The sequence below is a fragment of the Thioclava sp. DLFJ5-1 genome (assembly GCF_002020115.1).
Lineage (GTDB): Bacteria > Pseudomonadota > Alphaproteobacteria > Rhodobacterales > Rhodobacteraceae > Thioclava > Thioclava sediminum.
This window is the reverse complement of the sequence record NZ_MPZU01000002.1, coordinates 684,131-697,658: the sequence shown is the minus strand read 5'-3', so window position 1 is coordinate 697,658 and position 13,528 is coordinate 684,131. Positions and strand designations below refer to the sequence as shown.

The 13,528-nt window shown below is 65.3% G+C and carries 17 protein-coding genes and 1 tRNA gene; 8 read left to right on the top strand and 10 right to left on the bottom strand.

Annotated features, from left to right (window positions below; all coding sequences use genetic code 11):
- The 3 genes from BMI86_RS10625 (at position 1) to BMI86_RS10615 (ending at position 1,682) form a co-directional block, all read left to right on the top strand.
- Positions 1 to 77, top strand: a tRNA-Asp gene (locus BMI86_RS10625).
- 82 nt (positions 78 to 159) lie between these two features.
- On the top strand, positions 160 to 420 hold the full coding sequence (locus BMI86_RS10620; protein WP_078541348.1) for an RND transporter: 261 nt from the start codon (positions 160 to 162) through the stop codon (positions 418 to 420).
- Complete coding sequence (locus tag BMI86_RS10615; protein ID WP_078541346.1) at positions 417 to 1,682, top strand: glutamate-5-semialdehyde dehydrogenase; 1,266 nt, start codon at positions 417 to 419, stop codon at positions 1,680 to 1,682. Before BMI86_RS10620 ends, BMI86_RS10615 begins: the two co-directional genes overlap by 4 nt.
- 24 nt (positions 1,683 to 1,706) lie before the next feature.
- Here the strand turns inward: BMI86_RS10615 and BMI86_RS10610 are convergent, their stop codons facing one another.
- Positions 1,707 to 2,321 (bottom strand): histidine phosphotransferase family protein, encoded by a 615-nt coding sequence (locus BMI86_RS10610; protein ID WP_078541344.1) that lies wholly within the window; start codon positions 2,319 to 2,321, stop codon positions 1,707 to 1,709.
- Between the two features lie 25 nt (positions 2,322 to 2,346).
- Here BMI86_RS10610 and BMI86_RS10605 point away from each other — a divergent pair, with 25 nt between their 5' ends.
- From BMI86_RS10605 to BMI86_RS10595, 3 genes are all read left to right on the top strand, one after another.
- A complete protein-coding gene (locus tag BMI86_RS10605; protein WP_093477165.1) occupies positions 2,347 to 2,526 on the top strand; it encodes a DUF3553 domain-containing protein in 180 nt (59 codons plus the stop codon).
- 165 nt (positions 2,527 to 2,691) lie between these two features.
- Positions 2,692 to 3,468, top strand: coding sequence for a GNAT family N-acyltransferase (locus tag BMI86_RS10600; RefSeq protein WP_246831689.1), 777 nt, complete (start codon positions 2,692 to 2,694; stop codon positions 3,466 to 3,468).
- Complete coding sequence (locus tag BMI86_RS10595) at positions 3,465 to 4,292, top strand: lysophospholipid acyltransferase family protein (RefSeq protein ID WP_246831688.1); 828 nt, start codon at positions 3,465 to 3,467, stop codon at positions 4,290 to 4,292. The genes BMI86_RS10600 and BMI86_RS10595 overlap by 4 nt, the downstream gene beginning before the upstream one ends.
- On the opposite strand, the gene BMI86_RS10590 is transcribed toward BMI86_RS10595, so the two are convergent.
- From BMI86_RS10590 to tyrS, 3 genes are all read right to left on the bottom strand, one after another.
- Positions 4,268 to 4,492 carry a ribbon-helix-helix domain-containing protein gene (locus tag BMI86_RS10590; protein WP_078523132.1) on the bottom strand — a complete coding sequence of 75 codons (225 nt, stop codon included), beginning with the start codon at positions 4,490 to 4,492 and terminating at the stop codon, positions 4,268 to 4,270. The two genes, BMI86_RS10595 and BMI86_RS10590, sit on opposite strands and share 25 nt — an antisense overlap.
- Complete coding sequence (locus BMI86_RS10585; RefSeq protein WP_078523133.1) at positions 4,489 to 4,671, bottom strand: DUF4169 family protein; 183 nt, start codon at positions 4,669 to 4,671, stop codon at positions 4,489 to 4,491. Before BMI86_RS10585 ends, BMI86_RS10590 begins: the two co-directional genes overlap by 4 nt.
- Positions 4,672 to 4,745: 74 nt before the next feature.
- Positions 4,746 to 5,996 carry a tyrosine--tRNA ligase gene (gene tyrS / locus BMI86_RS10580; protein WP_078541342.1) on the bottom strand — a complete coding sequence of 417 codons (1,251 nt, stop codon included), beginning with the start codon at positions 5,994 to 5,996 and terminating at the stop codon, positions 4,746 to 4,748.
- Between the two features lie 59 nt (positions 5,997 to 6,055).
- Between tyrS and BMI86_RS10575 the strand changes: the two genes are divergently transcribed.
- Complete coding sequence (locus BMI86_RS10575) at positions 6,056 to 7,165, top strand: anhydro-N-acetylmuramic acid kinase (protein ID WP_078541340.1); 1,110 nt, start codon at positions 6,056 to 6,058, stop codon at positions 7,163 to 7,165.
- Between the two features lie 78 nt (positions 7,166 to 7,243).
- Entirely contained in the window at positions 7,244 to 7,690 is a 447-nt protein-coding gene (locus BMI86_RS10570) for a DUF4405 domain-containing protein (protein WP_078541339.1), read from the top strand.
- On the opposite strand, the gene BMI86_RS10565 is transcribed toward BMI86_RS10570, so the two are convergent.
- The 6 genes from BMI86_RS10565 to BMI86_RS10540 all read right to left on the bottom strand — a co-directional run bounded on the left by BMI86_RS10565 (position 7,691) and on the right by BMI86_RS10540 (position 13,496).
- Positions 7,691 to 8,119 carry a cupin domain-containing protein gene (locus BMI86_RS10565; RefSeq protein WP_078541337.1) on the bottom strand — a complete coding sequence of 143 codons (429 nt, stop codon included), beginning with the start codon at positions 8,117 to 8,119 and terminating at the stop codon, positions 7,691 to 7,693.
- Positions 8,116 to 8,790 carry a haloacid dehalogenase type II gene (locus BMI86_RS10560; protein ID WP_078541335.1) on the bottom strand — a complete coding sequence of 225 codons (675 nt, stop codon included), beginning with the start codon at positions 8,788 to 8,790 and terminating at the stop codon, positions 8,116 to 8,118. The genes BMI86_RS10565 and BMI86_RS10560 overlap by 4 nt, the downstream gene beginning before the upstream one ends.
- A gap of 188 nt (positions 8,791 to 8,978) precedes the next feature.
- Positions 8,979 to 10,253: a phosphopyruvate hydratase gene (gene eno, locus BMI86_RS10555; RefSeq protein WP_078541333.1), complete on the bottom strand. Its 1,275-nt coding sequence runs from the start codon at positions 10,251 to 10,253 to the stop codon at positions 8,979 to 8,981.
- 104 nt (positions 10,254 to 10,357) lie between these two features.
- A complete protein-coding gene (locus BMI86_RS10550; RefSeq protein ID WP_078541331.1) occupies positions 10,358 to 11,254 on the bottom strand; it encodes a DMT family transporter in 897 nt (298 codons plus the stop codon).
- 64 nt (positions 11,255 to 11,318) lie between these two features.
- Positions 11,319 to 12,038 (bottom strand): endonuclease/exonuclease/phosphatase family protein, encoded by a 720-nt coding sequence (locus BMI86_RS10545; RefSeq protein ID WP_078541329.1) that lies wholly within the window; start codon positions 12,036 to 12,038, stop codon positions 11,319 to 11,321.
- 27 nt (positions 12,039 to 12,065) lie between these two features.
- Positions 12,066 to 13,496, bottom strand: coding sequence for a protein adenylyltransferase SelO (locus BMI86_RS10540; protein WP_078541327.1), 1,431 nt, complete (start codon positions 13,494 to 13,496; stop codon positions 12,066 to 12,068).
- Between the last annotated feature and the right edge of the window lie 32 nt (positions 13,497 to 13,528).

The window sequence follows — 13,528 nt, the reverse complement described above, 5'->3', positions numbered from 1 at the left end:
GCGGTTGTAGCTCAGTTGGTTAGAGTACCGGCCTGTCACGCCGGGGGTCGCGGGTTCGAGCCCCGTCAACCGCGCCACTTTCCCCTCCTTTACGGTAAAGTTGCGTTTGTGAAACGCGCATCTGTCGCTTATATCCGGGCGAAGTTTCGGGAGGAGCGTATGCGCTGGATCAAACAGGTTTTCGACCACATCACCCTGCTGCAGGCGGTGCTTTTCGCAGCACTGCTCGGTCTCGCGCCATTCACCCCAGAGCCACATATCTGGGAAAAGCTGAAGATGTTGGTGGCGGGCACGCTGGTGCGTCCGATCGACTGGTTCGATCTGGTGATGCACGGGCTGCCGTGGATCGTGCTGGCGGTGAAGCTGGCGCAATGGGTGAAGACGGGACAGACCGGGAAATCCGGTAGAGGTGCGCAATGAAAGACGACATGGACGCCAAGGGGCTGATCGAGACGATGGGCGCGGCCGCGCGTGCGGCGAGCGCGGAGCTGGCCTTCGCCAGCGCCGAGGTGAAGCAAAAGGCGCTGGAAGCGGCCGCCGATGCGGTGCTCGCGCGCAAGGGCGAGATCATTACCGCCAATGGCGAGGATATGGCCTACGGCGCCGAGAAGGGGCTGAGCCCCGCGATGATGGACCGGCTGATGCTGGACGATGCGCGGATCGAGGCGATTGCCAAGGGTCTGCGGGCGGTTGCGGCGCAGCGCGATCCGGTCGGCGACACGATCGCGGAATGGGACATGCCCTCGGGGCTGCATATCAAGCGCGTGCGCACGCCGCTCGGTGTGATCGGCGTGATCTATGAATCGCGGCCCAACGTGACCGCGGATGCAGGCGCGCTGTGCCTGAAATCGGGCAATGCGGTGATCCTGCGCGGCGGCTCGGAGAGCTTCCATTCCAGCCGCGCGATCCATGCCTGCCTGCTCGAAGGTCTGCGCGCCGCAGGGCTGCCCGAAGCGGCAGTCCAGCTTGTGCCCACCCGCGACCGCGCCGCCGTGGCCGAGATGCTGCGCGCGACCGAATTCATCGACGTGATCGTGCCGCGCGGGGGCAAGGGGCTCGTCGGACTGGTGCAGGCCGAGGCGCGGGTGCCGGTCTTCGCCCATCTCGAGGGCATCTGCCATATCTATGCCGACGGGGCCGCCGATCTGGAACAGGCGCGGGCCGTGGTGGTGAACGCCAAGACCCGGCGCACCGGGATTTGCGGTGCGATGGAATGTCTGCTGATCGATCGCGCCTTCTGGGACACCCATGGCGGCGTGCTGATCGAAGATCTGCTGAAGGCGGGCGTCGAGGTGCGCGTGACCGGCGATCTGCTGCAAATCGAGGGCGTCACCGAGGCGAGCGCGGAAGATTTCGGGCGCGAGTTCCTCGATATGATCTGCGCGGCGAAGATCGTCGATGGCGTGGATGGCGCGATCGAACATATCCGCCGCTATGGCAGCCAGCACACGGAATCGATTCTGACCGAAAATGACGCCGCCGCCGACCGCTTCTTCGAGCGGCTCGACAGCGCGATCCTGATGCGCAACGCCTCGACCCAGTTCGCCGATGGTGGCGAGTTTGGGATGGGCGCAGAGATCGGGATCGCGACCGGCAAGATGCATGCGCGCGGGCCGGTGGGCGCCGAGCAACTGACCTCGTTCAAATATCTTGTGACGGGGCATGGCACGGTGCGCCCCTAAGGCGCACCGAACATCCCTGAGCGCTCAGAACGCGATCGTGCCGCCGTCGGCGTCGACCGACCAGTCGAGCCTGCGGCCCTGCCGCGATGCCTCGCGCGGTAGAATCGCGAATTGCACCCGCGCGGGCGTCAGATCCATCTGGGCGCCATCGAGCACGGCGAAAACTTCCCGATTAGGCCGTGCTTTTTCGGACCGCGCGGTGATCATCCAGCCATCGCCGCAGGGCAACGCGCGCAGCGTGCCGCCGAAGGGCAGCGCGGTCTCCAGGCAGAGCATCGCGAGAAACGCCAGCTTTACCTCGGCGCGCGGCGTATCGCCCGGCACTTTCCATTCGTAGTCCAGACGGCTCTGCGTCGATAATTCGCCCAACAGACCGGAGACTTCCGCCTCGCCAAGCTGTTGTTCAGCGCCAGCTCGCCCGAAGGCCACCCGGAAAAACTTGACGCGCGCATTCGCCGCAGCCACGCTTTGGGCGATCAACTCGACCTCGGGCCCGGGCGCATCGCTCGTCATGGAGAGCAATTCGACCCCATTGCCGATCGCCCCGATCGGGCTGATAAGGTCATGACACAGGCGCGAGCCCACAAGGGCGGTCAAATCATCGTCGTCCGTACCGGCATTGGCGGTCTCGAATGGCATTAAACTCTCCAATAGGTGAAATGTGATCTATGAAATTCTCGAACCCGGCATGCTGGTCAGAAACCCGGCCCAGCCCGACTGGGGCACCGGACAGGTTCAATCGCGTATCGGCGAAAAAGTGACGGTAAATTTTGAGCATCAAGGCAAGCTTGTCCTGGACGGGCGGCGGGTCGCGCTGGAATTGGTTTTCTCTGAACAAAGTTGACGAATGGTTAACAGCTTCGTGAGGTCGTGTGGGAAACCTTCAACCTTGGGATGTGGCGATTGAACCCTCCGTGATGCGCCGATGACACGGCGCGCACCGCGCGATATTGCCAATCCGGGCGCGGCTTTCTAAACCGGGCCAGCGAAGATCGGCAGGAGGACGCCCGTGATCGACAGCGCCGCATTCGAAATCAGGCTGGCCCGTGATGCCGCCGATCTCGTGGCGTCGCAGCGGCTCCGTTATCGCGTTTTCGTCGAAGAGCTCGGCGGCGGCGGTGAAACGGTCGATCACGAAAACCGTCTGGAAAGCGACCGGCTCGACCCGGTCTACGATCACCTGCTGCTGGTCGATCCGGCACGCGCGGAAGGCGAGCATGTGGTGGGGGCCTATCGGCTTCTGCCCTCCGATCGGCTGGAACGGGCGGGGCAGTTCTATTGCGACAGTGAATATGACCTCGCGCCGCTGATCGGCACGGGGCGCAAGCTCTTGGAGCTGGGCCGCTCCTGCGTCGACCCGGACTATCGCGGCGGGGCGGCGATGTTGCTTCTGTGGAACGCGCTGGCCGACTATGTGCTGGCCCATGACATCGAGATTCTCTTCGGTGTGGCCTCCTTCCACGGCACCGATGCCGAGACGCTGAAAGCGCCGCTCTCCTGGCTGCATCACCACCATCTTGCGCCCGAACATATGCGCCCGCGCGCACGGCCCGAAGCTTATCAGCCGATGGATCTCGTGCCCGAGGAGGCGCTGGATCGGCGCGCGGCGCTGGCTCAGATGCCCAATCTGATCAAGGCCTATCTGCGGCTTGGCGGCTTCGTGGGCGAGGGAGCTTTCATCGACCGTCCCTTCAACACCACCGATGTCCTTTTGCTGATGGATACCAAGGCGATGAGCGACAAGCATCGCAGCTTCTACACCCGCCGTTTCGAGGGCCGCGCGTGAGCTGGATCGAGGACGAACCCGATCCCAAACCGCTTGGCGCGCTCGACTGGACGCGGGCTGTGTTGCGCGGACTGATCTGGGGGTTGATGCTGCTGATCGGGCTGATCGTGCTGCTGCTGGTGCGGCTGGTGGAGCGCCCGGTTCACGGGCTGGTGCGTCCCTGGACGCCGTGGATCACGCAGGCGGTGTGCCGGATGAGCTTCCCGATCCTCGGGATCTCCTATCGCGTCACCGGGCGTCCGATGACCAAGATCGGCGCGGTGGTCGCCAATCACGGGTCGTGGCTCGATATCTTCGCGCTCAATGCTTGCCAGCGGGTCTATTTCGTCTCCAAGGCCGAGGTCGCCAAATGGCCCTTCGTCGGCTGGCTCGCGCGGGCCACCGGGACCGTCTTCATCAAGCGCGACCCGCGCGAGGCCAAGACGCAGCAGGGCCTGTTCGAGGATCGCATCCGCGCGGGCCATCACCTGCTGTTCTTCCCCGAGGGCACCTCGACCGATGCGCGCCGAGTGCTGCCCTTCAAGCCGACGCTGTTTCAGGCCTTCTACAGCCACGGGCTGGAGCGCGTGATGCAGACCCAGCCGGTCACCGTCGTCTACACGCCCCCGGCGGGCGAGGACGTGCGGTTCTATGGCTGGTGGGGCGATATGGGCTTCGGGCCGCATCTGATAAAAGTGCTGGCCCAGAAGCGGCAGGGCGCGGTCGAGGTGGTGTTCCACACGCCGCTCTCGGTCTCCGACTATCGCTCGCGCAAGGAGCTCGCATGGGCGGCGGAAAGCGCGGTGCGTCGGGGCCTGCCTTACGAGATCGCGCGCGCCCGGTAATAGGCCAGAACGTAGAGGCGGATGGCCGTGGCAAGGCCCGTCTCGGTGCCGCGATCCACATCAATTTCGGCTGCCAACTCGTTGAGGCCAAGGTTCTTTTCGGTCGCGATGTCGCGGAAGGCACGCCAGAATTCATCCTCCAGCGTGACCGAGGTGCGGTGCCCGCCCAGCGTCAGGGAGCGTTTCTTCGGTCGGCTCATTCGTCGTGCTCGCGCTGATGCCCGTCGAGATCGCGCCGCTCTTTCGTGGCGCGGCTTTCCTGCAGCGTCTTCTCGGCCTTGCTGCGCCCGAATTTCTCAGCGTTCACAGAGCCTTGCTCGCGTTTCTTCACGCGGGCCTGCTGTTTGCGAAACTGGTTGAGGTTGGTGACCTTGCTCATAAGCAAAGAGTGCCACAGCCGACCGGATCGGGAAAGGGGCTTGGGCGCGCCCGCATGAGGCGCGCCCGAAGGGTTTATTCGACTTCGACCAGCGCGTGGCGCTTCTTGCCCGCGCTCAGCTTCACCGGGGTCTCCAGATCGGCGGCGGTGAACATGCGGCCCGGATCGGCGCAGGTCTCGTCATCGACCTTGAGCGCGCCTTCCGCGATCAGCCGTTTGCCGTCCTTGCCCGATTTCGCAAGCCCCGAGCGCACGACGAGCTGCGCGAGGCTGATCCCGTCGCCCAGTTCCTCGACCGTCAGCGTGAGCGTCGGGAGGTCGTCGCCCACGCCGCCTTTCTCGAAGACCTCGCGCGCGGTCGCCTCGGCGGCATGCGCCGCGTCCCAGCCGTGGCAGAGCGCTGTGACCTCGTTGGCCAGACGCACCTTCGCGGCGTTGATCTCGGAGCCTTCCAGCGCGCCCAGACGCTCGCATTCTTCGACCGGAAGCTCGGTATAGAGCTTCAGGAAGCGGCCCACATCGGCGTCGGTCGTGTTGCGCCAGAACTGCCAGAACTCGTAAGGGCTCAGCATTTCGGAGTTCAGCCAGATCGCGCCGCCCTGGCTCTTGCCCATCTTGCGGCCGTCCGAGGTGGTCAGAAGCGGCGAGGTCAACCCGTAGATCTCGTGATCGAGCACACGGCGCGTCAGGTCGATCCCGTTGACGATATTGCCCCACTGGTCCGAGCCGCCCATCTGCAGCAGGCAGCCGTAGCGGCGGTTCAGTTCGAGGAAGTCATAGGCCTGCAGGATCATGTAGTTGAATTCGAGGAAGGACAGCGATTGCTCGCGATCCAGCCGCGATTTCACGCTCTCGAAGGACAGCATCCGGTTGACCGAGAAATGCCGCCCGATATCGCGTAGAAATTCGAGGTAGTTCAGCCCGTCGAGCCATTCCGCGTTGTTCAGCATGAGCGCATCGGTCGGTCCGTCGCCGTAATCGAGGTATTTCGCGAAGACCTGCTTCATCCCGGCGATGTTTTCGTCGATCGCTTCGGGCGTCAGCAGCGGGCGCTCATCGGAGCGGAACGACGGATCGCCGACCTTCGTGGTGCCGCCGCCCATCAGGGTAATCGGCTTGTGGCCGGTCTTTTGCAGCCAGCGCAGCATCATGATGTTCAGCAGGTGGCCGACATGCAACGACTTCGCCGTCGCATCATAGCCGATATAAGTCGGCACGACCCCCTTCGCCAAAGCCTCGTCCAGCCCCTGATAATCCGTGCAGTCGGCCAGAAAGCCCCGCTCGATCATCACGCGCATGAAGTCTGATTTCGGATGGTAGGTCATCGTGCTTGTTCCTTTCGTCTGAGCGTGCGTATATCGGGGCAGGCGACGAGAGGGAAGCCATGTTGAAATCCGGGCCGGTCTGGGCAGTTGGCGCCATGTCGGGCACGTCCTTGGACGGGGTGGACGCGGCGCTCGTGTTGACCGACGGAACCCGCATTCTCGATTTCGGCCGCAGCGACTACCGCCCCTATACCGAGGCCGAGCGTGCGACGCTCCACGCGGCTCTCGGGCATTGGCCCGGAGAGCCCGGTGTGGAGGACGCCTGCGAGGTGGTCGAGACCGCCCATGCCGAACTGCTCAGCGGATTGGGAGAGGCGCAGCTCGTGGGCTTTCACGGACAGACGCTCGCCCATGATCCTTACGGGATGCAGGGCCCGCGCCGCACCCATCAGGCAGGCGACGGCTCGGTTCTGGCCGAGGTGCTGTCGCGCCCCGTGGTCTGGGATTTCCGCTCCACCGATGTGGAGATGGGCGGGCAGGGCGCGCCGCTCGCGCCGTTCTTCCATTTCGCCTGCGCGAAATACGCCAAGCTCGACGCGCCGGCTGTGTTTCTGAACCTCGGCGGCGTCGGCAATGTCACCTGGGTCGATCCGCGCCAACCCTCGGCAGAGGTGCCCGGCGCGGTGCTAGCCTTCGACACCGGCCCCGCCAACGCGCCGATCAACGACCTGATGCGGCTGCGGCGAAAGGCCGAGTTCGATGCGGGCGGGGAATTGGCGCTCGCGGGCACGGTCGACGAGGCCATGGTCGAGGCCTTCCTGACGCATCCCTATTTCCTGAAAATGCCGCCGAAATCGCTCGATCGGAACGATTTCCACGACATCCTGACCCGCGTGGCGGAACTCGATGATGCGGATGCCGCGGCCACGCTGACCGCTTGCGCCGCAGCCTCGGTCGCGCGCGCGGGCGAGCATTACCCGACGCCGCCGAAAGCGATCTATGTCTGCGGCGGCGGGCGGCTCAACACCGCGCTGATGGTGGCGTTGCAGCGGCGCATGAACGTGCCGGTGCAGCCCGTCGAGGATATCGGGCTCGATGGCGACATGCTCGAGGCGCAGGCCTTCGCCTATCTCGCGGTGCGGGTGGCGCGCGGCATGGCAACCTCGGGGCCCTCGACGACCGGGGTGTCGGCGCTGATCGGCGGCGGCAAGGTCTCGCGGCCCGGCTAAATTCATATCACTTGACGCCGATCATGCCGCGCCGCGGCGCAAGGCGCTAGGATCGGCCTCATTGAAGAGGGTAGTCCGATGTCTCAAACTCCAACCGATCCCTGTCCCACGCCGCAGGCGCGCAAGCAGGCCCCGTTCTCGAACCGGGCCGCCGCGGTCTTCCTTGCGGGGCTCAGCTTCGTCGTCATGGTCATCTCCGGCCTCGTCGTCAGCATCGCGCCCTCGGGCCGGGTGGCGCGGGATATCGACTGGTCGCTCCTCGCGCTGAACCGCGCCGATTGGGAGCTGTTGCACCTCGCGATGGGGGTGCTCTTCATCTTCGCCGGGGTCTGGCACATCAAGCTGCACTGGCCGGTGATCCGCAACCTGCTCTGGTCCGCGGCGGCGCAGACGCTGTGCCACCGGCGCGAGCTGGCGCTGGCGGTCGGGCTGGTGGGCGCGGTGATCGTGCTGACGCTGCTCTGGTGGCCGCCGATTAGCTGGCTCGATCAGCTTTCGCGTTGGGCGAGCATCGGGCTCTGGTGATCAGCGGGGGATGTCGAAGCCTCGCGGGGCCAGTTCGAACCCTTCGAAACGAAAGCCCGGCGAGACGGTGCAGCTGACAAGGCTCCACGCCCCGGTCGAGCGCGCCGATTGCCACTGGCCCGCGGGCACGATCCCCTGCGGTTGATCGCCGCCAAGCACGTCGGGGCCCAACAGCAGTTCCAGCACCGGCCCCGCCTCCTGCGGCGCGATATCGAGCTGCACCGGCGCGCCTGCGTGGAAATGCCAGATCTCGGTCGCGTCCACCCGGTGCCAATGGCTGCGCTCGCCCGCCTTGAGCAGGAAATAGATACAGGTGCCCGAAGGACGCGCGCCGTCTGCGGCCTCGGCTTCCCAGGTCTGGCGGTAATGCCCGCCCTCGGGATGGGGCGCGAGGCCGAGGGCTTCGATGATCGCGTCGGCCTCACTCATGCGAAAAGCTCCTTCGCGAGCGTCTCGAAATCGGGCGCGATGGCGTCCCATTCCTCGCTCGCCACAAGGTCCTTGTCCTGAGCGGGCCCGTATTCGGTGGGGCGCGGCACGAAAGCTGTCTGCAGCCCCAAGGGCCGGGCAGCTGCGAGGTCGTCGTTATGCGCGGCCACCATCATCACCTCTTCGGGCGGCAGGCGCAGCGCGGCGCAGGAGGCCAGATAGACCTCGGGCTTGGGCTTGTAGTCGCGCGCGATATCCGCGCCAAGGATGCAATCCCACGGCAGTCCCGCGTGGCGCGCAAGCCGTGTCATCAGCGCGATGGATCCGTTGGAGCAGGGCGCAATGATCGCATGGCGCCTCAGCGCGTGAAGGCCGCTGACCACATCGGGCCACGGGCTGAGCCGCTCCCAGACATGCGACAGGCTATCGGGCGCCGAGACCGCGAAGCGCTTGGTCACCCGGTGCAGGTTCTCGCGATGCAGATCGTCGAGCGCCACATAGCCGCGCCCGCCCTCGCGGATACGCCGCATCGCAGGATCGTATTCGGCGCGCCACGCATCTGCGAAGGCAAGGGAATCGATCCCGGGAAAGGCGATTTCCACCTCATGCGCGACCGAGTTGCGCCAATCGACACAGGTGCCGAACACATCGAAAATCAGAGCCTTGATCATGGCCCGACAGTGACGCGGATTAGGGCGCGGCGCAATCGTTCCGCATCTTCGCGCCAGATGCTGTGAACGAGGGGGCGGTCGGGCGCTGCCCGGGCCGCTTCGCGGCTGATCCGGGCAAGGTGCAAAAGAAAACCCCCGGCGAAGCGCGTGCTCCGCCGGGGGCTTGGGTGTCTCAATTCAAGACGCGCTTAGCGCAGGATCGAGCGACCCGCATATTCCGCGGTCTCGCCCAGCGATTCCTCGATACGGATCAGCTGGTTGTACTTCGCGAGCCGGTCCGAACGTGCCAGCGAGCCGGTCTTGATCTGACCGCAGTTCGTGGCGACCGCGAGATCGGCGATGGTCGCGTCCTCGGTCTCGCCCGAGCGGTGGCTCATCACGTTGGTGTAGCCCGCGCGATGCGCCATATCGACGGCCTGCAGCGTCTCGGTGAGGGTGCCGATCTGGTTGACCTTCACCAGCATCGAGTTCGCGACGCCCTGCTTGATGCCATCGGCCAGACGCGTCGGGTTGGTCACGAAGAGATCGTCGCCCACCAGCTGCACCTTGTCGCCCAGACGCTCGGTCAGGAGCTTCCAGCCCTCCCAGTCGTCTTCCGCCATGCCGTCTTCGATCGAGATGATCGGATAGGCGCCCAGCAGCTTCTCGAGATAGTCGACATTCTCTTCCGAGGTCAGCGACAGGCCTTCGCCCTTCATCTCGTATTTGCCGTTCTTGTAATATTCGGTCGAGGCGCAATCCATCGCGAGGTAGATGTCCTCGCCCGGCTTGTAGCCCGCTTTTTCGATCGATTTCAGGATGATGTCGAGCGCCGCCGTGGTCGAGCTGAGTTCCGGCGCGAAGCCGCCCTCATCGCCCAGACCCGTCGTCATGCCCGCTGCTGAGAGCTCTTTCTTCAGCGTGTGGAACACTTCCGAACCCATGCGCACCGCGTCGCGGATATTGCCCGCCGAGACCGGCATGATCATGAATTCCTGGATGTCGATCGGGTTGTCGGCATGCTCGCCGCCATTGATGATGTTCATCATCGGCACCGGCAGGACGCGGGCCGAGGTGCCGCCGACATAGCGATAGAGCGGCAGGGTCGAGAAATCGGCCGCCGCTTTCGCGCAGGCGAGCGAGACGCCGAGGATCGCGTTGGCGCCGAGGCGGCCCTTGTTCTCGGTGCCGTCGAGTTCGATCATCGCGCGGTCGATCTCGACCTGCTCGGTGACGTCCTCGCCGACGAGGTTCTCTGCGATCTCGCCGTTCACGGCCATGACCGCTTCGAGAACGCCTTTGCCCATGTAGCGGGCCTTGTCGCCGTCGCGGCGCTCGACCGCCTCATGCGCGCCGGTCGAGGCGCCCGACGGAACGGCCGCACGGCCCATCGTGCCGTCTTCGAGGATCACGTCGACTTCGACGGTGGGGTTGCCACGGCTGTCGAGAATCTCGCGGGCGTGGATGTCGATGATGGTGCTCATGGGGGCGCTCTCCTCGGGCTCCGGTTGATGCTTGGCTAGGTGCATACACCCGTGCTGCGCCTGCGAAAAGGCCGTAAGGGCGATTTCTGGAAGAAATGTTACCGCTAACGGCGCCCTTCACGACGCAATTTGGCCTGTCGCCACAGCGCGTAGAGGCCAGAGCCCACGATCACCGCCCCGCCGATCAGTGTCCAGCGATCCGGCGGCTCGGCGAAAACGACAGTCGAAATCACGACGGCGAAGGCGAGGCGCGAATAGCGAAACGGCATGATGACCGCGATTTCGCCCAGCCGCACCGAGGCGATCAGCGCGTAATAGCCCACCGGCCCGATGGCGAGCGCGCCCAGCAGATACAGCCAATCCATCGGCGCAGGCGTGACGATCGGCTCGGGCAGCACGGCCAGCAGGACCAGCCCCAGCGGCAACACGCAGAAGAAGCCCAGCGTCGCTACCTGCAGCGAGGTCACGTCGCGCGGGACGCGTCGCGTGGTGACGTCGCGCATCGACAGGCCGATGACCGCGCCGACCGCGAGAAGCGAGAGCATCGAGAATTCGTCCGTGCCGGGGCGGATCACGACCAGCACGCCCAGAAAACCGATCAGAATGGCGGAGAGCCTGCGCCAGCCGACCCGCTCCTTGAGGAAGATCGCCGCGCCAAGCGTGGTCGCAAGCGGCGTCGCCTGATGGATCGCGGTCGCCTGGGCCAGCGGCGTGAAGGCCACGGCGGAGACGAAGAAGCCGGTGCCGACGATCTCGCCAACGTTGCGCAGCCAGAGCGCCGAGGACAGCAACGAGCGGGTGAAGATCCGTTCGCCTTTGAGCTTGGCGAGCACCGCGAAGATCGTCGCGCCGCCAAGCCCCACGGCGGCGAGAATTTGCCCCACCGGCCAGTCGCCCGCGAGCATCTTGATGAACATATCCTCAAGCGCGAACCCCGCCATCGCGAGGATCATCAGCATCGAGCCGCGCAGGTTATCGTGGTCGGTGGGTTCGGGTGTCATGGGGCGCTCCTGACCGGATGGTCAAGGCCCACCTAGCGCGGGTGTGATCGGCCTTCAAGGCGCGTCACGAACTGGGATGCGCCCGGGTGACGATGCCGCCGATATCGGCCCAGATCGGCAGATGATCCGAGGCCACCCGCGCCAGCGGCGTATCCAGTACGCCCTTGCGCACCACCCGCAACCCCGGCGAGGTCACGATCCGGTCGAGTTGGCCGATCGGCGCGCGCGAGGGGTAGGTCGCGCCCGGCGCGTGGATGTGAAACCCGGTCAGCGCCTCGAACCCGTGCCGCGCCCGCCATTCGTTGAAGTCGCCGATGGCGAGGGCGGGGTGCGGTTTCACCCCGGCCATGATCTCCGCGATCCGGGACCATTGCGCGCGCCGGTCCGAGCGCCGCAGCCCCAGATGCGCCGCGATCAGCAGGAAGGGCGCGCCGCTGTCGGGGGCGATATTCACCGCAATCGCGCCGCGTGGCTCGAGGCCGGGTAGGGTGACCGGCTCGACCCCCAGCACCCGCGAGCCGCGCCGCACCAGCACGACCTGCCCATGCCAGCCCAACGAGGCGGCGGTGGTGCGGGGCATGTCGTGGCGGATGAAGTCGGTCTCTTCCTCGATCAGCTTTTGCGGCAATGCCGCCGGTCTCTCGCCCATGCGTTTGTCGACCTCCTGCAAGGCGATCACATCGGCATGCAGCGCATTGATGACATTCACGACCCGCGCCGGATCATGCTTGCGGTCGGTCCCCACGCATTTGTGCAGATTGTAGGAAGCGATCCGAAGTGTCATTTTTCTGAGTGCCTTACAGGGTGTTCTTTATGTGCCGCAGAAGGTCCGATACACCCGTTCATCGGATTTCGGCGCAGCTTCATATGCGGCGTAACGCGGGTCCTCCGCATAGGGATCCGCGAGCGCGGCCATGAGGCTATGGAGCGGGCCGTCATCGCCTTCGACCGCCGCCGCGATCATTTCCTCGATCCGGTGATTGCGCGGGATGCGCAGCGGGTTCGCGGCGGCCATGACGGAGTGCGGATCATCCTCGCTGGCGATCCGCTTTTCCCAGCCCTCGCGCCAGAGATCAAAGGCCATCGGCTCGGTGAATTCCTTGCTCGCTGTCTTAGGATCGCGCCGCAACGCACTGAACACGCGCGTGAAATCGGCTTTCTCGGTCGACATGCGGTTCAGCAGATCCTCGATCAGTGGCAGATCGTCCTCGGTCGCTTCCGCGATGCCGATCTTGCGGCCCATCAGTCGCAGCCACTCGCGCTGATAGACGCCGATGAAGCTGTCGACCGCGGCGCTCGCCTGTTCGATGGCGGCATCATCGTCACCGATGAGCGGCATCAGGCAGGTCGCGAATTGCGCGAGGTTCCAGACCGCCACTTGGGGCTGGCGCGCATAGGCATAACGCCCTTGTTGGTCGATGGAGGAGAAGACGCGCCCCGGATGGTAATGGTCCATGAAGGCGCAGGGGCCATAGTCGATCGTCTCGCCCGAAAGCGCCATATTGTCGGTGTTCATCACGCCATGGATGAAGCCGATCGCCATCCATTTCGCGACCAGCTCACCTTGCTTCGCCGCGACCGCGTGCAACACCTCAAGCGGTGTTTCGCAATCTGGATAGTGACGCTCTATCAACGTGTTGAGGAGCGTTCTTAATCCTTCTCGGTCATTGCGCGCCGCGAAATACTGGAAGGTGCCCACGCGGATATGGCTGCGCGCGACGCGGGTCAGGATCGCACCGGGGCGACCCGAGGCATCGCGCACCACGGTCTCGCCCGTGCGCACCGCCGCCAGCGCGCGCGTCGTCGGCACGCCCAGCTTCGCCATCGCTTCGCTGAGAACATATTCACGCAACACCGGCCCGAGCCACGCCCGCCCGTCAGAGCGGCCGCGCGAAAACGCCGTGCGGCCCGCGCCTTTCAGCTGAAGATCGAACCGCGCGCCGTCCGGCGCTACGATCTCGCCCAGCAGCACCGCGCGCCCGTCGCCCAGACGTGGCACGAAGCCGCCGAACTGGTGGCCCGCATAGGCCTGCGCGATCGGCTCGGCGCCTTCGGGCATCGTGTTGCCCGCCAGCATCGCGAGCCCCTCGGGGCTTTCCAGCCAATCGGCATCGAGCCCCAAACGCTCGGCAAGGTCACGGTTCAGGATCACCAGCTCGGGCGCTTTCACCGGTTGGGGCGGCTGACGCTCGAAGAAGCTGTCGGGCAGGCGGGCATAGCTGTTATCAAAGGGAATGGTCATGGGGTCTCCTTGCCTCCCTATCTAAGCCGTGT